We start from the raw sequence: 19,375 nt of genomic DNA, 5'->3' as shown, positions 1-19,375 counted from the left end.
CTACGCCTCGCCCCACAACCCGGCCATCGCCGCCGCAAACCCCGCACTGATGCGCTCGACCTGCGCGTGATGGTGGCGCCGCAGCGCCCAGCGCCCGGCGACCATCACGTCGCGCCAGGGCCGGCCCGGGCTCGAGAAGACCAGCGCGTCGAGCCAGCGGGCGGGCGGCAGGCCGACCAGGCTGGCGTCGTCGGGATCGATCACCAGCAGGTCGGCGCGTGCGCCGACGGCGAGTCCCCATGAGGCGTGTCCGGCCGCGCGTCCGCCACCCGCGCGGGCGCGTTCGAACAGGCTGGCGGCGGTGTCGGGCTGCGGGCGCGACCTGCGGCCGTGCGCGGTGTTCGCCACGCCCTGCGGCTGGGCGCAGACGTTGCGCCGCTCCAGCTTGAGCCGCTGGCCGTATTCCATCCAGCGCAGCTCCTCGCGCCAGCTGCGCGTGACGTTGCTGTCGGAGCCCATCGCGAGATCGACGTCGGCGGCGAGCCAGGCCGGCACGTCGGTGAAGCCGTCGCCGAGATTGCCCTCGGTGCTGGGGCAGATGACGACACCCGCGCCGCTGGCGGCGGTCGCGGCGATCTCGCCGGCATCGACGTGCGTCGCGTGCACCAGCTGCCAGCGCGCGTCCAGCCAGCCTTGCGACGCGAGCCAGGCGACGGGCGTCTGGCCGGTGGCCGCGACGCAGTCGCGCAGCTCGGCGCGCTGCTCGGACACGTGCACGTGGATCGGGCCGTCGAACTCGTGCGCGAGGTGGCGCAGTTCGGCAACGGACTCGGCGGCCGCGGCGCGCACCGAGTGGATCGCCAGGCCCGCGTTGAGCGGCACCAGCGACGCGCGCCCGGCCGCAGCGACGCGCTCGCCGAACTCGCGGCTGCGCTGCCAGACGTCGCGCGCGCCGGCGTGGAAGCGGCGCTGGTCGGGCCGCAGCGACGGCGCCGTGAACCCCGCGCGCTCGTACAGCACCGGCAGCAGCGTGAGGCCGATGCCGGCGTCGGCGGCGGCGTCGGCCAGCGCCATCGACAGCGCGAGCGGATCGTCGTAGGGCGTGCCGTCGGCCTGGTGCTGCAGGTAGTGGAACTCGCAGACCTGCGTGTAGCCGCCGCGCAGCAGCTCGACGTACAGGTGCGCGGCGATCGCGCGCAGGCTCTCGGGCGTGACGGCGTTGGCGACCTTGTACATGCGGTCGCGCCAGCTCCAGAAGTCGTCGTCGTCGCCTTCGCGGCGTTCGGCCAGGCCCGCGAACGCGCGCTGGAACGCGTGGCTGTGCGCGTCGACCAGGCCCGGCAGCACGGGGCCGGCGAGTTGCTCGGCGTCCTGCGGCGCGGGCACGCCGGCGGCGATGTGCGACCAGTGGCCTTGCGCGTCGACTTCGAGCACGACCGCCTGCTGCCAGCCGCCGTCCATCCACGCGGCGGGCGCCCAGTAACGCGACGTCATTGCGGCTTCCAGTCCCGCATCGTGCGCAGCAGCTCGCGCAGCAGCGGCTGCACCTGCGCGGCCTTGTCGGGGCGATATGCGAACGGCGGCGTCTCGTCCATGTAGCAGTCCCAGATCATCTCGAGCTGCACGGCGTGGATGCCGTCGTCCGGCCGGCCGTAGTGGCGCGTGATGTAGCCGCCCTTGAAGCGGCCGTCGACGACGTGCGTGTAGCGATCCTGCTTCGCCAGCACGGCGCCCAGCTGGCCGCGCAACGACGGCGCGCAGCTCTTGCCGTCGACGGTGCCGAGGTTGAGCGCCGGCAGCCGGCCCTCGAACAGCCACGGCAGCTCGCTCTTGATGCTGTGGCCGTCGAAGATCACCGCGTGGCCGTGCTCGGCCTTCAGGCGCGCGAGCTCGGTGGCGACCGCGCCGTGGTACGGCTGCCACCACTGCGCGATGCGCCGCCTGATCTCGGCCTCGGTCGGCGCGCCGCCGTCGACGTACAGCGCGTCGCCGGTGAAGAAGCGCGTCGGGCACAGCTCGGTGTTGTTCGCGCCGGGGTACATCGGCGCGTTGTCGGACGGGCGGTTCAGGTCGATGACGAAGCGCGACGCGCGCGGCTGCAGCACGCTGGCGCCCATCTCGGCGGCGAAGGCGTAGAGCTTGTGCAGGTGCCAGTCGGTGTCCTCGACATCGAGCGCGCGCGGGTGGTAGCGCGACTTCAGTTCGTCGGGGATCAGCTCGCCGCAGTGCGGCAGGCTCACCAGCAGCGGCGTGGTGCCGGGCTTGAGGTGGAAGCAGGGGTGATCGGCAATCATGGATCTGTCTTTCATCGCGGGGCGAGCGACGGGCCGCCCCTAGCCGGCCCGCGGTCCCCACGGGGGACGGAGCGCCGTACACGGTGCGGAAGGGGCCGTCATGTCGCGCCGACGACGGTGCCGCGGCACGCGGGGTGGCCGAACCAGTAGGCCAGCTCGCGCGGGTGCTCGTGATCCCACAGCGCGAAGTCGGCGCGCTGTCCCGCGGCGAGCGTGCCGCGGTCGGCGAGGCCCAGCGCGCGCGCGGCGTTGACGGTCGCGCCGCGCACCGCCTCTTCCGGCGTCAGGCGGAAGTCCACGCACGCGAGGTGGATCATCAACGGCAGCGACAGCGTCGGCGACGTGCCCGGGTTGTGGTCGGTGGAGACGGCCATCGCCACGCCGGCCTCGCGCAGCGCGGCGATCGGCGGCAGCCTGGTCTCGCGCAGGAAGTGGAACGCGCCGGGCAGCAGCATCGCCACGGTGCCGGCGGCGCGCATCGCGGCGACGCCGGCGTCGCTCAGGAATTCGATGTGGTCGCAGGACAGCGCCTTGAAGCGCGCCGCGAGCTCGGCGCCGCCCGAGTCGCTCAGCTGCTCCGCGTGCAGCTTGACCGGCAGCCCCAGCGACTTCGCGGTCTCGAACACGCGCTCGACCTGCGCCGGGCTGAAGGCGATGCGCTCGCAGAACGCGTCGACAGCGTCGACCAGGCCTTGCGAATGCCACTTCGGCAGCCACGCGCAGACGGCCGCGATGTAGTCGTCGGCGCGGCCCTCGAACTCGGGCGGCAGCGCGTGCGCGGCCAGGCTCGTCGTGACGACGCCGACGCCGGTCTGCCCGAGGCGCCGCGCGACGCGCAGGCACCTCGCCTCGTCCTCGAACGACAGGCCGTAGCCGGACTTGATCTCCACCGTCGTCACGCCGCCGTCGCGCAGCGTGCGCAGGCGGCGCGACGCGAGCGCGAACAGCTCGTCCTCGCTCGCCGCGCGCGTGGCGGCGACGGTCGAACGGATGCCGCCGCCGGCCCTGGCGATGTCCTCGTAGCTCGCGCCCTGCAGCCGCAGCTCGAACTCGTGCGCGCGGTGGCCGCCGTAGACGAGGTGGGTGTGCGCGTCGACCAGGCCCGGCGTCAGCAGCGCGCCGCCGAGGTCGTGTTCCTCGACGGCCGCCTTGCCGAGTGCGGGCAGGTCGGCCTCGGTTCCGATCCAGGCGATGCGCGCGTCCTCGGTGACGATCGCGCCGCGCTCGATCAGGCCCCAGCCGCGCGCGTCGGCCAGCGTGGCCACGCGCGCGTGACGCCACACGCGGCGCGCGGGCGGGGGCGCGGCGGCGACGGCCTGTTCCGGGAGGCCGGGGGTGAACGATTCCAGCAGGTCGGTCATCGCTTCGGGGGCAGCAGTCGAATCCAGAAGCCGGGCAGAGCGTGTTCCCGCTCGTCGCCGGCGTCGTGCAGCGGCTCGAGCGACCACGGGCGCGACGCGTCGAACGGCGACTCGCACCACGCGAGCGACAGCGCGCGCATCTCGACCGGCACCGCGCCGGTGCCGTGCAGCGCCACCGGCTGCAGCGCGAAGAAGCCGAAGCCGGGGCTCATGCCCGGGCCGGCCTCGTCGAGGAACGTGGCGGGCGTGACGATCGAGTCGGCGCGATCGCTGCGCACCATGACGTTGAGGTCGCGCGTGGGACCGTCCAGCAGCGTGCAACCGGGGGCGTCGGCGCCGTCGAAGCGCAGCGGCGAGTCGCCACCGCCGACGTTCAGCGTGCGGTCGGGAAAATCGAGGCGCACGCCGGCGCCGGTCAGCACGGCGAACCAGCGCGTGATGCCGGGGAAGGCGGAGAACGGGCCGTCGGCGGCGATGTCGGCCACGCTGATGCGCAGCGTCCAGTCGTCGCCGCTGCCGGCCGGCAGGCGCAGCAGTTCGCGCGTGACGCCGCCGCCGTTTCTCCACGGCACCGGCGTGGCGGCTGACGCGTCGACGCGGATCATGGACGGAACTGGCTTTCGAGCGTGTAGCGCGAGCCGGGATGCACGAGCCGCGCGAGCGTGACCGGCACGCCGCGGCTGACGGTGCCCCGCACCACGATCAGGCACGGGTCGCTGCGCTGGATGCCCAGCAGCCTGGCCTCCTGCGCGGTCGGCAGCGCCGACTCGATCGACACGTTGGCCTCCCACAGCGGCGCGACGTCGAGCAGGTAGTGCGTGGGCGTCATCTGCGTGAAGTCCACGTCGAGGTAGTCGGGCGCGCAGGCCGGGTTCACATAGCGATCCTCGCACTGCAGCGCCACGCCGTGCTCGTGGTGCACGATCAGCGTGTGGAAGACGGTGGCGCCGGGAACCAGCCCCAGGCGCGCCGCCAGCGCCGCGGGCGCGGCCTCGGCGCGCTTGAGGTGCACCGTGGCGTCGTGGCGATGCCCGCGCTTGCGGATCTCGTCCTGGATGTCATTGATCGTCAGCGTCGACGACACCCGGTTCAACTGCGCCGCGAAGGTGCCCACGCCCTGCAGGCGCGTGATCAGGCCGGCGTCCTGCAGCTCGCGCAGCGCGCGGTGCACCGTCATGCGGCTGACGCCGAACTGCGCGACCAGGTCGGCCTCGGACGGCATCTGCGCGCCCGGCGCCCAGCGGCCGGCCTCCAGCGCGTCCTTCAGGTATTGCTTGACGCGGGCGTACGGTGGTTGCGGCGCGCTGCGGTGCAGGGCCGCGCCGTTGGTGGGCGCGCCGCCGGCCGAGATCATGTCCGGCGAGGCCCGCGGCGCGCGCGCGCCAGGGTGGTCGGACGACGTGCGCAGGCGTGAACGGGTGGACGATGGCATGGGGGGATCCTACTTGCACAAGGTTGTCTAGACAAGTAGAGTACGACCCGACCTCCGCCTGTCCGTCATCGGCAAACTACGCCGATTCCGGCTTGCCATACACCTCTTTGTCACACGGCGCATACCCTGTTCGCGGTATGCCGCGCGTGGCGTCCCTTGCCGGAGAAGTTCCGTGAACGACCTGTCCAACGTCCCCAGCACCGTGGCGTCGCTGCCACGCCCCGTGCGCGCGCCGCGCGGCCCCGAGATCTCGTGCGCGAACTGGCTCATCGAGGCCGCGTACCGCATGATCCAGAACAACCTCGACCCCGAGGTGGCCGAGAACCCGGACGCGCTGGTCGTCTATGGCGGCATCGGCAAGGCGGCGCGCAACTGGGACTGCTTCGACGCGATCCTGCAAGCCTTGCGCAAGCTGAAGGCCGACGAGACGCTGCTGATCCAGTCGGGCAAGCCGGTGGGCGTGTTCCGCACCCACGCCGACGCGCCCCGCGTGCTGCTCGCCAACTCCAACCTGGTGCCCAAGTGGGCCACGTGGGAGCACTTCAACGAGCTCGACCGCAAGGGCCTGATGATGTACGGGCAGATGACGGCCGGCTCGTGGATCTACATCGGCAGCCAGGGCATCGTCCAGGGCACCTACGAGACCTTCGTCGAGGCCGGGCGGCAGCATTTCGGCGGCAAGATGGCTGGCCGCTGGATCCTCACCTCGGGCCTGGGCGGCATGGGCGGCGCGCAGCCGCTGGCCGCGAGCTTCTCCGGCGCCAGCTCGCTGACGATCGAGTGCCAGCAGAGCCGCATCGACTTCCGCCTGAAGACGCGCTACCTCGACGAGCAGGCCACGAGCATCGACGACGCGCTGGCGCGCATGAAGCGGTACACGGCCGAAGGCCGCGCGGTGTCGGTGGGCCTGCTGGGCAACGCGGCCGAGATCATGCCGGAGCTGGCGCGCCGCGCCGCGGCCGGCGACGTCAGGCCCGACCTCGTCACCGACCAGACCTCCGCGCACGACCTCGTCAACGGCTACCTGCCCGCGGGCTGGAGCGTCGAGCAATGGCGCGCCGCGCAGGCCGACCACACGCAGCACGCCGCGCTGCGCGAGGCCGCGGCGAAGAGCGCCACCGAGCACGTGAAGGCGATGCTGGCGTTCCAGCAGATGGGCATCCCCACCGTCGACTACGGCAACAACATCCGCCAGGTCGCGTTCGACCAGGGCGTGGCCAACGCGTTCGATTTCCCCGGCTTCGTGCCGGCCTACGTGCGCCCGCTGTTCTGCCAGGGCAAGGGCCCGTTCCGCTGGGTGGCGCTGTCGGGCGATCCGGAAGACATCCGCAAGACCGACGCGAAGATGAAGGAGCTGTTCCCCGACGACGCCGGCCTGCATCGCTGGCTGGACATGGCCGGCTCGCGCATCGCGTTCCAGGGCCTGCCCGCGCGCATCTGCTGGATCGGCCTCGGCGACCGCGATCGCGCCGGCCTCGCGTTCAACGAGATGGTGCGCTCGGGCGAGCTGAAGGCGCCCATCGTCATCGGCCGCGACCACCTCGACTCGGGCTCGGTCGCCTCGCCCAACCGCGAGACCGAAAGCATGATGGACGGCTCCGACGCCGTGTCCGACTGGCCGCTGCTCAACGCGCTGCTGGCCACGGGCGGCGGCGCGACCTGGGTGTCGCTGCACCACGGCGGCGGCGTCGGCATGGGCTATTCGCAGCACTCGGGCATCGTGATCGTCTGCGACGGCACGAAGGAAGCCGACGAGCGACTGAAGCGCGTGCTGTGGAACGACCCGGCCTCCGGCGTGATGCGCCACGCCGATGCGGGCTACGAGGACGCCCGCGAAGCCGCCAGGCGCCATGGCCTGAACCTGCCGATGATCAAGTGATTCCATGGGGGTCAGGTCTTGCCTTTTGCTTAGCAGGCTAGGCAAAAGGCAAGACCTGACCCCATCGACGAAGAGAATTCGATGACGACCCTCCAACTCAATCCCGGCCTGCTCACGCTCGAGAACCTGCAGGCGCTGCACGCCGGTGGGCTCACGCTGAGCCTCAACCCGTCCGCGCATGCGCCCATCGCGGCCAGCGCCGCCGTCGTGCAGGCCGCGGCCGCCGGCGATGCGCCGGTCTACGGCGTCAACACCGGCTTCGGCAAGCTGGCCAACAAGCGCATCAGCCAGGGCGAGCTCGAGGCACTGCAGCGCAACCTCATCCGCTCGCACTCGGTGGGCGTGGGCGCGCCGCTGCAGCCGGCCGTCATGCGGCTGATGATGGCGCTCAAGGCCGCGTCGCTCGCGCGCGGCTACTCGGGCGTGCGGCAGGAGGTCGTCGACACGATCATCGCCGTGCACAACGCCGGCCTCGTGCCGTACGTGCCGTCGCAGGGCTCGGTGGGCGCGTCGGGCGACCTTGCGCCGCTGTCGCACATGACGCTCGCGTTGATGGGCGAGGGCGAGATGCTGGTCGACGGCGTTCGCAAGCCCGCGCTGGCCGAACTGGAGAAGGCCGGCATCGCGCCGCTGACGCTGCAGGCCAAGGAAGGCCTGGCGCTGATCAACGGCACGCAGACGTCGACCGCGCTGGCGCTGCACGCGCTGATCACCTTCGAGCCGGTGCTCGAGTCCGCGCTGGTGATCGGGGCGTTGACGGTGGACGCGACGCGCGGCAGCGACGGCCCGTTCGACCCGCGCATCCACGAGCTGCGCGGGCAGCCGGGCCAGATCGATGTCGCCCGCTACTACCGCGCGCTGCTGGCCGGCAGCGAGATCCGCCAGTCGCACATGGAGGGCGACGACCGCGTGCAGGATCCGTATTGCCTGCGCTGCCAGCCGCAGGTCGTCGGCGCCTGCCTCGACCAGCTGCGCCACGCCGCGCTGATCCTCGTGCGCGAGGCCAACGCCGTCACCGACAACCCGCTGGTCTTCGCCGAGGACGGCGTGCTCGTCTCGGGCGGCAACTTCCACGCGGAGCCGGTGGCGCTGGCCGCCGACGCGATGGCGGTGGCGATCGCCGAGGTCGGCGCGATCGCCGAGCGGCGCATCGCGATGCTGATCGACGCGGGCGTCTCGCAGCTGCCGCCTTTCCTGTCGGCCGATGCGGGCCTGAACTCGGGCTTCATGATCGCGCACGTCACGGCGGCGTCGCTCGCCAGCGAGAACAAGTCGCTGGCGCATCCGGCGAGCGTGGATTCGCTGCCGACGTCGGCGAACCAGGAGGATCACGTGTCGATGGCGACGTTCGCGGCGCGGCGCCTGCAGGCCATGATCTCGAACGTGTCCGTGATCCTGGGCATCGAGTGGCTGGCGTCCGCGCAGGGCGTCGAGTTCCTGCGGCCGCTGCGCAGTTCGGCGGCGTTGGAGCAGGCGCATGCGCTCCTGCGCGCGCAGTGTGCGGCGATGCCGACGGATCGGTATCTGGCGCCCGACATCGAGCGGGCGACTGCGCTGGTTGCCGAGGGTGCGCTGTCGTCGGTGTTCCGGAATCTCGACGGGTTGCCGACGCTTTGGAAGGCTGTTTGATCGATTGATGGCGTGGTGTGCCTGCGGCGCTGGTGGCCGTCCGCTGCGCGGCCGGCGTGTGGTGGGGGCATCGTCGCTGGCGGCAGGGCGGACGGGGGCTTGTCTCGCGGCCACATGCGACGCCGAATCCCGCCGTCCAGGCGCGGATTCAGCGTCGCATGTGGCCGCGCGCCCCGCCGCTGCCCACCCTGCCGCCCGCGACAACGCCCCCAGGAACGCCAGCCGCACCAAGCGGCTGGCCAAAAGCGCCGCATGCAGAAGCCATCAAGCTCAGCGAGCACTCCGAACGAAGTCCGCAGCCGCAGCAAGCCGCCCGACCAACCGCCCATTCCAGTTGCGCAATTCGACATCGCGCAACGGCGAAACAAACGCGCGATCAACATCGTCCAGCGCCAGCAGCGACTCGATCAACGCCACGACCGCGACCTCGGCCGCGCGCGCGTTGTTGCCGTCGTCCATCTTCAACGCGATGCCCAGCCCCAACTCCGGCAGCGCCGCGCAGTAGACGCCCTCGGCGCCGACCTTGCAGAACACGCGTGCGCCGAAGTGCGTCATCAGCCGCGTGTCGAGCCGCCCCTTGCCGGCCACCATCAGCGGCGCGGCGGCCACGGCCTCGCGCAGGCGCCCAGCGGCACGCGCACGTTCCGGCGTGAACCTCACGCCCGTGCCGAAGCGCGCGAACGCGTGCGCCAGCGCGCGCAGCGGAAAGCCGAACGTCGGGATCGAGCAGCCGTCCGTGGCGCGCGGCGCGTCGGCCAGGCGCACGCCGGTGGCCGATTCGAGCGACGCGCCGATCTCGCGCATGACCACGTGGTCGGGCTCGACGTAGCCGCGCAGCAAGCCGCGCGCGCGGTCGGCATCGCCGGCCATCAGCGCGCCCAGGCACGCGAAGCCCGAGTGCTTGCCGGAGCAGTTGTTGTGCAGCGCGCAGGGCGCCTCGCCGCTGGCGGCCAGCGCGCGCGAGGCCTGTTCGTTGGACGGCCAGTGCACGCCGCATTCGAGCACGTCGGCGTCGAGCCCCGCCTTGGCCAGCATGGACGCCGCCGCCGCGACGTGTTCCGGCTGGCCGCCATGCGAGGCGCAGGCCAGCGCGAGCTCCTCGTGGGTCAGGCCGAAGCGATCGGCCGCCCCGGAGGCCACCAGCGGCAGCGCCTGCAGGCCCTTGACGGCGGAGCGCGCGTAGACCGGGCGCTCGATGTCGCCGCCCTGGCGCAGCACCACCCCGGCCGTGTCGACGACCGCAAGGGCGCCGCGATGGAAGGATTCGACGATGTCGCCGCGCCAGAGCTCGACGAGGACGGGTTGGGTCATGGGGGGCTCCAGTTCAAGGCATGCCGTTGCGGCCGTGCAGGCGGAAGCCCGGGCGCGTCGCGAGGCGGTCGTAGTAGGCCTGCACGCGCGGCAGGGCAGGGCGCTCGATGGGCGTCATGAACCAGCGGTTGACGGACAGCCCCAGCACGATGTCGGCCAGCGTGAAGGTCGGGCCGGTGACGAAGTCGCCGGACTTCTCCAGCTGGCGCTCGAGGATGGCCACGTGCCGGTTCCACGACACGATGCTGGCCGCGATGGCCTGCGCGTCCTGGTGCGCCGGGCTCTGGCGCACGAGGCCCATGTACGCATGGCGCCACGCGTTGTTCATGTCGCCGCCCTGCCAGTCCATCCACTGCTCCACGCGTGCCCGCGCGAGCGCGTCGCGCGGCAGCAGGTCGTCGCGGCCGTGCCTGCCGGCGAGGTAGCGGCAGATGGTGTTGGACTCCCACAGCACGGCGTCGCCGTCGACGACCACCGGCACCATCGCGTTCGGATTGAGCGCGAGGAACTCCGGCTCCTGCAGGGAGCGGCCATCGCCGCCCCAGTTCTCGTGCGCGTAGGGCAGCGCGAGTTCCTCGCACAGCCACAGCACCTTGCGAACGTTGATCGACGTGGGCTTGCCCAGGATCCTCAGCATCTGCATCGCTCCAAAGTGGTCTAGATGACTTGTCCTAAAATCGCGGCATGCCCGTCTCCGCCCTCGCGATGGTGATCGTCGCCGCACTGCTGCACGCATTCTGGAACATCGTCGCCAAGAAAACCGGGGGCAACCGGCATTTCGTGCTGATGGGCGGGCTGCTGCTGGCGCTGTTCTGGGCGCCGGCGGGGCTGTGGCTCGGATGGCGCGACGTGCCGCAATGGGGCTGGCTGCAGTGGACGCTGGTGGCCCTCAGCGGCTTCACGCACCTGGCGTACTTCAAGGTGCTGCTCAAGGGCTACCGCGTGTCGGACCTGACGGTTGTCTACCCGGTCGCGCGCGGCACCGGCCCGCTGATCAGCTCGCTGCTGGCCATCGCGGTGCTGGGCGAGGCGCTGACGCTGCATGCGGCGGCGGGCGTCGTGTGCGTGTGCGGTGGCGTCTTCATCATCGCCGGCGGCCCCGCGCTGCTGCGCGCCGCGCACGACCCCGCGCGGCGCGCGCGTGTGCACGCGGGCCTGCGCTGGGGCGCGGCCACGGGCGTGCTGATCGCGGTCTACACGGTGCTGGACGGCTACTCCGTCAAGAAGCTGCTGATCGCTCCGATCCTGGTCGACTACTTCGGCAACCTCGTGCGGCTGCCGTTCATGCTGCCCACGCTGCTGCGCGATCCGGACGGCTTCGTCGAGGCGTGGCGGCGCTACAAGTGGCACGCGGTGGTGCTGGCGCTGGTGAGCCCGCTGGCCTACATCCTCGTCCTGTACGCGGTGCAGCTGGCGCCCGTGTCGCACGTGGCGCCGGCGCGCGAGATCTCGATGCTGTTCGCCGCGCTGATCGGCGGCCGGCTGCTGGGCGAGGGCGACCGCGGGCAGCGTGCGGCGGGCGCGCTGCTGATGGGCGCCGGCGTGGTGCTGCTAGCCGTGTGAGCGCGGCGCGAGGCGCGGCAGCGTCATCGTGACCGTCGTGCCCGCGCCGGGTGGCGACACCAGCTCGATGCGGCCGCCCAGGATGCCGTTGACCATGTTGCGCGAGATCGTCAGGCCCAGGCCGCTGCCGCCCTGCGCCAGCCGCGTGGTGAAGAACGGCGCGAAGACCTGCGGCAGGTCCTCGGGCGCGATCCCGACGCCGTTGTCGTGCACGGTGATGCGCACGGCGTCGTGCCCCGACGGCCACACGCGCACGGAGATCGTGCCCTCGCCGGTGCGCGCGAAGCCGTGCACGATCGCGTTCTCGATCAGCTGGTTGAGCACCTGGCCGATCGAGCCGGGATAGCTGTCCATCATCAGTTCGGTCTCGCCGGTGACGATGATCTCGATCGGGTCGTGGCGATGCGCCAGGCGCGTGAGGTCGACCATCTCGCGCACCGTCGCCAGCAGGTCGAAGCTGCGGCGATGGTCGCTGGTCTGGTCGACGGCGATCTGCTGGAACACGGCGATCACGTGCTGCGCCTGGTCGATCGACAGCCCCAGCTGCTTGTGGCCCTCGTTGAGCGCGTCGACGTAGCCGCTGACCTGGCTGCGCCGGCGTTCGTCGACGGACGCGTCGCCCGATTGCAGCCGGCCCAGCGCCTCGACCTGGCCCGGCAGCGTCATCGCCACCATGTCGGCGTTGGCGAGCGCGGCGGAGATCTCGGCGGCCACGCCCTTGACGAGCGAGCCCAGGCCCGCGAGCTTCTCCGCGCGCACGAGTTCGTGCTGCGCCATCGACAGCTGCTGCAGCGCCGTCGACAGCTCCGCGTTGCGCAGCTCGGCCTCGCGCGTGCGCTCGGACACGCGGTGCTCGAGATGCTGGTTCAGCTCGCTCAGCTCGTCCTCGCGATCGCGCAGCAGGCTTTGCGCGTCGATCAGCTGGTCGCGGTCGCGCAGCTGCAGCGTCTGGCGCACGGCGGCCAGCACGATCACGATGACGGCGGCGGCGTCGCAGGTGAAGCGCGCGGACGGCGACAGGTGCGCGACGGTGTCCTGCAGCGTGACGGCGAACGTGACGCCGACGACGACGATCAGCGGCAGCACGCGCAGCGCGCCTTCGTAGAAGCGGTCGATGCGCGGGTTGACCGCGGTCTCGACGCGCCAGCGCGTCACCGCCAGCCCGCCCAGCAGCGTGCACACCGAGAAGCACGCGTTGACGACGCCGCCGTCCTTGAGCGCGTGCTTCAGGATCAGCGCGTTCCACTCCATCCACAGGCCGCCGTGCGCGGCCAGCATCGCGGTCAGCACCCAGATCGGCCACGCGCGCGTCACGCGCAGCAGCGCGATCAGCATCACGCCGACGCAGGCGCCGGCCAGCAGCAGCGTCGGGTAGGTGACCATCGCGCCCAGCTGCACCGGGCTCATGTTGCCGCGCTCGGGCAGGTAGACGACGAGCGCGAGCGCGACGACGGCGATCGCCAGCGACAGCGTGTCGAGCATCGCGGCCAGGCGCTGCGACTCGCTGACGCGGCCGCGCAGGTAGCCCATCATGCCCATCGCGCAGCACGGCGCCATCATCATGTAGAACGGGTCGGACGGCGCCGGGAACGGCTGCCACGCGAGGAAGATCTGCAGGTCCCAGAACGCCTGCCCGATCGCGTACGACGAGAAGCCGAGCGCGAACCAGCGGCGTGCCGCGACCTCGGCGTGCAGCCCCTTCTGGCGCGCGTCGCGCACGCCGATCCAGCAGAGCCACGCGGCCGCGACGTCGGCGACGCTCCAGTGCATGTTGTCGAAGAAGCGCACCCACGGCGCGGGCATGCCCAACTGCGCGCCGGCGATCGCCAGCACGATCGCCAGCAGCGTGACGACGCCGGCGACCTTGAAGACCGGTGCGGCGCCGGCCGGCAGGCCCAGCCGCGACGGCCGCGCCGTGTCGGCCAGCAGCGCTTCCAGCAGCGGCGCGCCCTGGGCGGCGTCGTCCTCGTCGTAGTCGCGCGCCGTTGCGGGATGGCGCGGGAACGCGGCGTCGGCGACGGACGTGGACGGGCTCGGGGACAGCAATTCGGGTGCGACCATGGCAGGACGACGGACGATCCGGGACAAGCCGGAGCTGAGGATGGTCTGCAACGCTGGCGAGACTACCTCAAGGCATCGCCCGCGTCGCAAAGGCGACAGGCATTCCTGCGCAAAAATGCCTGTCATGAACCTTGCCGTGCCGTCCCCCGCCGCTGTCGAGTCCGATGGACGCGCGCTTGCCGGCGTCGATTTCTCGAGCGCGCCGCGGCGCGGCAAACCCATCGTGTGGGCGTGGGGTCGCTGGCAGCGCCCCGGCCTGCTCAAGCTCGAGCGCTTCGAGGAGAACGCGTCGCCGGCGGCGTTCGAGGCGTCGCTGCGGCAGCCCGGCCCGTGGCTCGCGGCCTTCGACCTGCCCTTCGGCCTGCCGCGCGAGCTCGTCGCCACCCTCGGCTGGCCGACCGACTGGGCCGGCAGCATGACGCACTACGCGGGGCTGACGCGCGCCGCGATCGTCGAGACCTTCTCCGCGTTCTGCGACGCGCGTCCCGTCGGCGGCAAGTTCGCCCATCGCGCGTGCGACGGGCCGGCCGGCAGCAGCCCGTCGATGAAATGGGTCAACCCGCCGGTCGCGTTCATGCTGCACGCCGGCGTGCCGGCGCTGCGCGCGGCGGGCGTCGACATCCCCGGCCTGCAGGCCGGCGACGCGACGCGCGTCGCGCTGGAGGCCTATCCGGGCCTCGTCGCACGCGCGCTGATCGGGCGCCGCTCGTACAAGAGCGACACCCGGGCCCAGCAGACGACCGAGCGCCTGATCGCGCGCAAGGATCTCGTCGACGCGCTGGAGCAGGGGCGCTGGCGCGGCCTGCGCCTGAAGCTCACGCACGCGCAGCGCGACGAGCTGGTGGCCGATCCGCAGGGCGACCGGCTCGACGCCGCGCTGTGCCTGCTGCTGGCCGGCTGGGCCGACACGCAGCCCGGCTACGGCATGCCGGCGGCGTTCGACGCACTGGAGGGCTGGATCGTCGCGGCCGACGGAGACGGCGCCGGCATACCCGTGGCCGTACCCGCGAAGAAGGCCGGCGCGAAGGCGCGCTGAAGGCCCGCCCGCGTCAGGCGTCCGCGTCCGGCGCCACGCCGCCTCGGCGCGACATGTCGATGGCCGCGTCGATCGCGTCGGTCAGGTCGACCAGGTCGTACGGCTTGACGAGGTAGCGGAAGTAGCCCTGCTCGAGGCCCGAGGACACCATGGCGGGCATCGCCGCCGCGCTCACCGCGATGATGGGGATGCCCGCGGTCGCCGGGTCCTGCTGCAGCACGCGCATCGCCTCGCGGCCGCTCATGATGGGCATGTTGTTGTCCATCAGGATCACGTCGGGGCTGTGGCTGCGCGCCATGTCGACGCCGGCCTGGCCGTCGGTGGCCGTCAGCACCATGCAGTCGGTGCGCAGCGACAGCGCCTCGGTGAGCAGCGCGAGGTTGGCGCGGTTGTCGTCCACGCACAGGATGGTCGCGAGCTGCGGGTCGCCCACCAGCTCGCTGGGCGTGGGCAGGCGCGGGCGCGACGGCGCGCGAGGCATCGCGGCGGGCTCCGCGCTGCGCAGGTCGATCCAGAACGTGCTGCCGGTGCCGGGGGTGCTGCGCACGCCGATGGTGCCGCCCATCAGCTCCACCAGCCGCTTGGTCAGCACCAGGCCGATGCCGCTGCCCTCGATGGTCGTGTTGTCGAGGCCGAGGCGGTTGAAGGGCTGGAACAGCTGGCGCAGCTGGTCGGGGGTCAGGCCGTTGCCGGTGTCCTGCACCGCGACGCGTATTCGGCCCTGGTCGCCGGCCGTGCATTCGACGATCACGGCGCCGTGTTCGCGGTTGTACTTCACCGCGTTCGACAGCAGGTTCAGCAGCACCTGCTTGAGCCGCGTGCGGTCGGCGCTGACGCTCAGCGGCGTCTCCATCGGGAAGACGAGCCGGATGCCGCGCTGCGCCGAGGCCGTGCGCGTGAGTGCGTGGCACTCCTCGAGCACCTCGCGCAGCTCCACCGGCTCCAGGCTGATCGTCACCTTGCCGGACTCGATCTGCGCCAGGTTCAGGATCTCGTTGATCAGCGTCAGCAGGTGGTTGCCGGCATCGACGATGTGCTGCACGAAGCCGCGGTTGCGCTCCGGGTCGCCGCCGGCGTCGGCGTGGTTCAGCAACTGCCCGAAGCCGATGATCGCGTTGAGCGGCGTGCGCAGCTCGTGGCTCATGTTGGACAGGAACTCCGACTTCGCGCGATTGGCGCTCTCGGCCTCGCGCGTGGCCAGTTGCAGGTCGCGATTGGACGACTCCAGCTGCGCCGTGCGGTCGTGCACGCGCCGCTCGAGCTCCTCGTTCAGGCGCATGACTTCCTGCTGCGCGTGGCGGCGCTCGGCGACCTCGCGGTCCTTGTCGGCCGCCGCGGCGTCCTGCTCGGACTTGCGGCGCTCGATCTCGGCCAGCAGCCCGTTGAACGCGTCGACCAGCTCGCCCACCTCGTCCTCGCCCAGCTTGGCGGCGCGGCGCGAGCTCACGCCGTGCTGCACCGCGTCGCGCGCGATGTCGGCCATCGCCGCGAGCGGGCGCAGGACGATCGCCTTGAGCCATCCCGACACCGCCCAGGTGATGGCCAGCGCCAGCAGCACGAGCCCCAGCGACACGGCGGCATAGCCGGCGATGCGCTCGTCGATCTCGTCGCGTGCGCGAACCGTGACGGTGCCGAGCGTGCGGCCCTGGTCGACGATGGGCGAGCGCACCAGCAGGTCGTGCGACGCACCGGCGCCGGCGTCCGCGTCGGTGCGCGCGAGGGTCGTGGGCGGCGCGTCGGATCCGGCCGCGTGCCAGCCGGCGAACAGCCGGCCCTGCGCATCGTAGACGGCCGCGTTGCGCAGCCGCGGCTGCAGGCGCAGCGTCGCGAGGGCGTCCTGCGCGCCGCGCGGGTTGCCGGCGGCGAGGTCTTCGGCGCTCGCGTGGCCCAGCAGGTCGGCCTGCGCCTGCACGTCGGCGATCCAGCCGCGGTGCCACGTGCGCAGGTCGTAAGCGATCATGGTGCCGAGGGCCAGGACCAGCGCCACGAGCGTGGTGCCGAGGATGGCCAGGCGCAGCTTGGTGCCGAGCGAGCGACGCAGCGATGTGTTGGACATGGGCCTTTCTGGTGCGCAGGAAAGGTCCTACGGTCCAGCTCGTTGGGCAGGCGGCGTACCCGGGCTGAACGTTCGTACATCGTGTCACACCTGTGCGAGAAATTCGTCACGCGGCGCGTCCAAAAACGCGCGCAGATGCGAACCGCGAACCGCTCCCGCGGCCCGCCTGTTACCGGACGCTGGCCCAGCGCACCGGGATGGTGTCGTCGGGCAGCATCACGACATGCACTTTTTTCTGCATCACCCAGCTCAGCGTGCGCCGGTACAGCGGCACGTAGACGACGTCGTCGCCGGCCAGCTTCAAGGCGGTGGCCACCAGCACGCGGCGCTTGTCAGGGTTGCCTTCGGTGCGCACGGCGTCGATCAGCGCGTCGAGCCGCGGATTGGAGTAGCGGCCGGCGTTGAAGGTGCCTCCGCCGTTGCTGTCCCATGTGTGCAGCAGTCCGTTGAGGCTTTGCCACGCGTCCTCCGACGTGCCCGTGAAGCCGAATTCCGCCAGGCTCACCTTGCCCTGCGTGATCATGGGGAAGAACTGCGTGCTCGGCGAGGTGCGCAGCGTGGTGCGGATGCCCACCTGCGTCAGCATCGCCGCGATCGCCTGGCACACGTGCTCGCGGAATGCGACGTTGACGCAGTCCATCGTCAGGTCGAAGCCGTCGGCATACCCGGCATCGCGCAGCAGCTCGCGCGCGTGCACCGGATCGAAGCGCAGGCGCGGGCCGTTGACGGCCACCGGCGCGTCGAACTCCGGCGACAGCAGGTCGCCGGTGGGCGTGGCGAGTCCCTTGAGCACCTTCTGGATCACGAGGTCGATGTTGATGGCCTGGTACACCGCCCGACGCACGCGCAGGTCCTTGAACGGGTTGCGCGGCTTGCCGTCGGGCCCCGGCGCGACCCCCGGCAGCGCGGCGCTGGCCTGGTCGAAGGCGAGGTAGTCGGTGGCGATGTCGCCGACCTGCGTGACGGCGATCGCGGGGTCGTGGCGCAGCTGCTCGACGTCCTGGTACGGCGGATCGAGCACGAGGTCGACCTCGCCGGACTGCAGCGCGGCGAGCCGGGTGGCGTCGGAGCGGATGGTGACGAAGCTCAGGCTGTCGACGTTGCCGTTGTCGGGGCTCCTGCGATTCCACCACTGCGGGAACGCCTTCAGCGTGGTGCGGATGTCGGGCTCGTAGCGTTCCAGCTGGTAGGCGCCGGTGCCGTTGGCGTTGCGCACGGCGAAGGTCTCCTGGCGCGCGTTGTAGTCCTGCGCGCGCTCGACGTGGTGCGCCTGCGACCAGCGCTTGCTCATCATCGCCACCAGCACCAGCTTCTGCGGCAGCGACGCGTCGGGCGCGGCGAGCTCGAAGTCGATGGTGAGCGGATCCACCATGCGCACGCGCTTGACGCCCTTGAGCACGAACTGGCGCTGCGACGGCGGCGCCAGCGCGCGCTGGAAGGAGAACACCGCGTCCTCGGCGGTGAACGGGCTGCCGTCATGGAAGCGGACGTCGGGGCGCAGCTTGAAGCGCCACGTGAGCGGGTCGGTCTGCGTCCAGCTGGTGGCCAGCACCGGTACCAGGCGGTAGTTCTGGTCGCGCCCGACCAGCGACTCGTAGATCTGGAACGCGACGCGCGTGTGGTACTGCAGCGCGAGGCTGTGCGGATCCATCGTCTGCGGATCGAACGCGCTCGCGATGCGCAGCGCGGCGGCGTGCGCGCCGGGCAGGGCGACGGCCAGGGCCAGCGCGAGCGATCGCGCGGCCTTCGGGGCCAGTGCCTTCAGCCCGCGCAGCAGAGTCATTCCCGTCGATCCCCGGCAAAGTCCGATGACCAGTATGCGACAGGATATCGGCGCGGTGCGCGGTCTCTTTCGACGCGCTTGCGGGACTATTTGCGCATCAGCGTCGATTTGCCGAACAGGCTCTCGATCAGGTCGACGGCCAGCACGGCCGTCTGGTTGCGCACGTCGAGCGCGGGGTTCAGCTCCATGACGTCCAGCGACGCGAGGCGGCCCGTGTCGGCGATCATCTCCATGCACAGCTGCGCCTCGCGGTAGGTCGGGCCGCCGGGGATGACGGTGCCGACGCCGGGGGCGATCTGCGGGTCGAGGAAGTCGACGTCGAAGCTGACGTGCAGGTGCGTGTTCTCGTCGAGCGTGGCCAGCGCCAGCTCCATTGCGTGGCGCATGCCCATCTCGTCGATGTAGCGCATGTCGAACACCTCGAGGCCCATCTCGTGGACGAACTTCTTCTCGCCCGCGTCGACGCTGCGGATGCCGATCTGGCGGATCCACTTCGGGCTGATCGCCGGCACCTTGCCGCCGATCTCGATCAGCTCCTGCGGGCCGTGGCCGCACAGGCAGGCGACGGGCATGCCGTGGATGTTGCCGCTGGGCGTGAGGACGGCGGTGTTGAAGTCGGCGTGCGCGTCCAGCCAGAGGATGCGCAGCTTCTTGCCGGTCTCGCGGCAATGGCGCGCGACGGCGCTGATCGAGCCGATGCCCAGGCAGTGGTCGCCGCCCAGCAGGATGGGCAGGTGCCCCAGCTTCAGCTCGGCATGCACCGCCTCGTGCACGGCGTTGTTCCAGGCCGCGACCTCGTGCAGGTGGCGGAAGCCGTCGACCGGCGGCAGCCACGGGTTGGGCGGCCCTTGCAGGTTGCCGCGGTCGAACACCTCGATGCCGTGCGCCTCGAGCGTCGGGCCGATCTGCGCGACGCGCATCGCTTCGGGGCCCATGCTGGCGCCGCGGGCGCCTGCGCCGATGTCGGTCGGCGCGCCGATCAGGGAAACTTTGGTCATGGCGTGATTGTCCGTCGGGAGCAGGTGCGAAT

15 protein-coding genes are annotated in these 19,375 nt (G+C 71.6%); 4 read left to right on the top strand and 11 right to left on the bottom strand.

The features are described from left to right. The 5 genes from hutF to hutC form a co-directional block, all read right to left on the bottom strand. Positions 1–1,434 carry a formimidoylglutamate deiminase gene (hutF, locus tag LPC04_RS03675; RefSeq protein ID WP_275680825.1) on the bottom strand — a complete coding sequence of 478 codons (1,434 nt, stop codon included), beginning with the start codon at positions 1,432–1,434 and terminating at the stop codon, positions 1–3. Further along, positions 1,431–2,234, bottom strand: a complete 804-nt coding sequence (gene hutG, locus LPC04_RS03670; RefSeq protein WP_275680824.1) for an N-formylglutamate deformylase — start codon at positions 2,232–2,234, stop codon at positions 1,431–1,433. Before hutG ends, hutF begins: the two co-directional genes overlap by 4 nt. A 98-nt stretch (positions 2,235–2,332) precedes the next feature. Then, positions 2,333–3,595 (bottom strand): imidazolonepropionase, encoded by a 1,263-nt coding sequence (hutI, locus tag LPC04_RS03665; protein WP_275680823.1) that lies wholly within the window; start codon positions 3,593–3,595, stop codon positions 2,333–2,335. Next, positions 3,592–4,200, bottom strand: a complete 609-nt coding sequence (locus tag LPC04_RS03660) for a HutD/Ves family protein (RefSeq protein WP_275680822.1) — start codon at positions 4,198–4,200, stop codon at positions 3,592–3,594. The genes hutI and LPC04_RS03660 overlap by 4 nt, the downstream gene beginning before the upstream one ends. Next, positions 4,197–5,027: a histidine utilization repressor gene (gene hutC, locus LPC04_RS03655; protein ID WP_275680821.1), complete on the bottom strand. Its 831-nt coding sequence runs from the start codon at positions 5,025–5,027 to the stop codon at positions 4,197–4,199. The genes LPC04_RS03660 and hutC overlap by 4 nt, the downstream gene beginning before the upstream one ends. 172 nt (positions 5,028–5,199) lie before the next feature. Between hutC and hutU the strand changes: the two genes are divergently transcribed. Both hutU and hutH read left to right on the top strand, forming a co-directional pair. Continuing rightward, positions 5,200–6,906 (top strand): urocanate hydratase, encoded by a 1,707-nt coding sequence (gene hutU / locus LPC04_RS03650; RefSeq protein WP_275680820.1) that lies wholly within the window; start codon positions 5,200–5,202, stop codon positions 6,904–6,906. A gap of 81 nt (positions 6,907–6,987) precedes the next feature. After that, complete coding sequence (gene hutH, locus LPC04_RS03645) at positions 6,988–8,535, top strand: histidine ammonia-lyase (protein WP_275680819.1); 1,548 nt, start codon at positions 6,988–6,990, stop codon at positions 8,533–8,535. Positions 8,536–8,805: 270 nt separating this feature from the next. Here the strand turns inward: hutH and LPC04_RS03640 are convergent, their stop codons facing one another. Continuing rightward, complete coding sequence (locus LPC04_RS03640) at positions 8,806–9,846, bottom strand: asparaginase (protein ID WP_275680818.1); 1,041 nt, start codon at positions 9,844–9,846, stop codon at positions 8,806–8,808. A gap of 13 nt (positions 9,847–9,859) precedes the next feature. Continuing rightward, positions 9,860–10,483, bottom strand: a complete 624-nt coding sequence (locus LPC04_RS03635) for a glutathione S-transferase family protein (RefSeq protein ID WP_275680817.1) — start codon at positions 10,481–10,483, stop codon at positions 9,860–9,862. 47 nt (positions 10,484–10,530) lie between these two features. Between LPC04_RS03635 and LPC04_RS03630 the strand changes: the two genes are divergently transcribed. Further along, entirely contained in the window at positions 10,531–11,409 is an 879-nt protein-coding gene (locus LPC04_RS03630; RefSeq protein WP_275680816.1) for a DMT family transporter, read from the top strand. Here LPC04_RS03630 and LPC04_RS03625 read toward each other — a convergent pair. Then, positions 11,398–13,470: a sensor histidine kinase gene (locus LPC04_RS03625; protein WP_275680815.1), complete on the bottom strand. Its 2,073-nt coding sequence runs from the start codon at positions 13,468–13,470 to the stop codon at positions 11,398–11,400. The genes LPC04_RS03630 and LPC04_RS03625 overlap by 12 nt on opposite strands. A gap of 124 nt (positions 13,471–13,594) precedes the next feature. Here LPC04_RS03625 and LPC04_RS03620 point away from each other — a divergent pair, with 124 nt between their 5' ends. Beyond that, on the top strand, positions 13,595–14,506 hold the full coding sequence (locus tag LPC04_RS03620; protein ID WP_275680814.1) for a DUF429 domain-containing protein: 912 nt from the start codon (positions 13,595–13,597) through the stop codon (positions 14,504–14,506). 13 nt (positions 14,507–14,519) lie between these two features. Here the strand turns inward: LPC04_RS03620 and LPC04_RS03615 are convergent, their stop codons facing one another. The 3 genes from LPC04_RS03615 to rocF form a co-directional block, all read right to left on the bottom strand. Continuing rightward, positions 14,520–16,562, bottom strand: coding sequence for a sensor histidine kinase, YfiR-like protein-associated (locus LPC04_RS03615; RefSeq protein ID WP_275680813.1), 2,043 nt, complete (start codon positions 16,560–16,562; stop codon positions 14,520–14,522). 169 nt (positions 16,563–16,731) lie between these two features. Next, a complete protein-coding gene (locus tag LPC04_RS03610; protein ID WP_275680812.1) occupies positions 16,732–18,345 on the bottom strand; it encodes an ABC transporter substrate-binding protein in 1,614 nt (537 codons plus the stop codon). 86 nt (positions 18,346–18,431) lie between these two features. Beyond that, complete coding sequence (rocF, locus tag LPC04_RS03605; protein WP_275680811.1) at positions 18,432–19,343, bottom strand: arginase; 912 nt, start codon at positions 19,341–19,343, stop codon at positions 18,432–18,434. Positions 19,344–19,375: the final 32 nt, after the last annotated feature.

Origin of the sequence: Scleromatobacter humisilvae, assembly GCF_023231945.1 — a bacterium.
GTDB classification, from domain to species: Bacteria; Pseudomonadota; Gammaproteobacteria; order Burkholderiales; family Burkholderiaceae_C; genus Scleromatobacter; species Scleromatobacter humisilvae.
This window is presented reverse-complemented; position numbering and strand designations above follow the sequence as displayed.

Coding starts and splice junctions, on each gene's coding strand:
- hutF (WP_275680825.1), bottom strand. CDS start 1,434: ATGACGTCGCGTTACTGGGCGCCCGCCGCGTGGATGGACGGCGGCTGG.
- hutG (WP_275680824.1), bottom strand. CDS start 2,234: ATGATTGCCGATCACCCCTGCTTCCACCTCAAGCCCGGCACCACGCCG.
- hutI (WP_275680823.1), bottom strand. CDS start 3,595: ATGACCGACCTGCTGGAATCGTTCACCCCCGGCCTCCCGGAACAGGCC.
- LPC04_RS03660 (WP_275680822.1), bottom strand. CDS start 4,200: ATGATCCGCGTCGACGCGTCAGCCGCCACGCCGGTGCCGTGGAGAAAC.
- hutC (WP_275680821.1), bottom strand. CDS start 5,027: ATGCCATCGTCCACCCGTTCACGCCTGCGCACGTCGTCCGACCACCCT.
- hutH (WP_275680819.1), top strand. CDS start 6,988: ATGACGACCCTCCAACTCAATCCCGGCCTGCTCACGCTCGAGAACCTG.
- LPC04_RS03640 (WP_275680818.1), bottom strand. CDS start 9,846: ATGACCCAACCCGTCCTCGTCGAGCTCTGGCGCGGCGACATCGTCGAA.
- LPC04_RS03635 (WP_275680817.1), bottom strand. CDS start 10,483: ATGCTGAGGATCCTGGGCAAGCCCACGTCGATCAACGTTCGCAAGGTG.
- LPC04_RS03630 (WP_275680816.1), top strand. CDS start 10,531: ATGCCCGTCTCCGCCCTCGCGATGGTGATCGTCGCCGCACTGCTGCAC.
- LPC04_RS03625 (WP_275680815.1), bottom strand. CDS start 13,470: ATGGTCGCACCCGAATTGCTGTCCCCGAGCCCGTCCACGTCCGTCGCC.
- LPC04_RS03620 (WP_275680814.1), top strand. CDS start 13,595: ATGAACCTTGCCGTGCCGTCCCCCGCCGCTGTCGAGTCCGATGGACGC.
- LPC04_RS03615 (WP_275680813.1), bottom strand. CDS start 16,562: ATGTCCAACACATCGCTGCGTCGCTCGCTCGGCACCAAGCTGCGCCTG.
- LPC04_RS03610 (WP_275680812.1), bottom strand. CDS start 18,345: ATGACTCTGCTGCGCGGGCTGAAGGCACTGGCCCCGAAGGCCGCGCGA.
- rocF (WP_275680811.1), bottom strand. CDS start 19,343: ATGACCAAAGTTTCCCTGATCGGCGCGCCGACCGACATCGGCGCAGGC.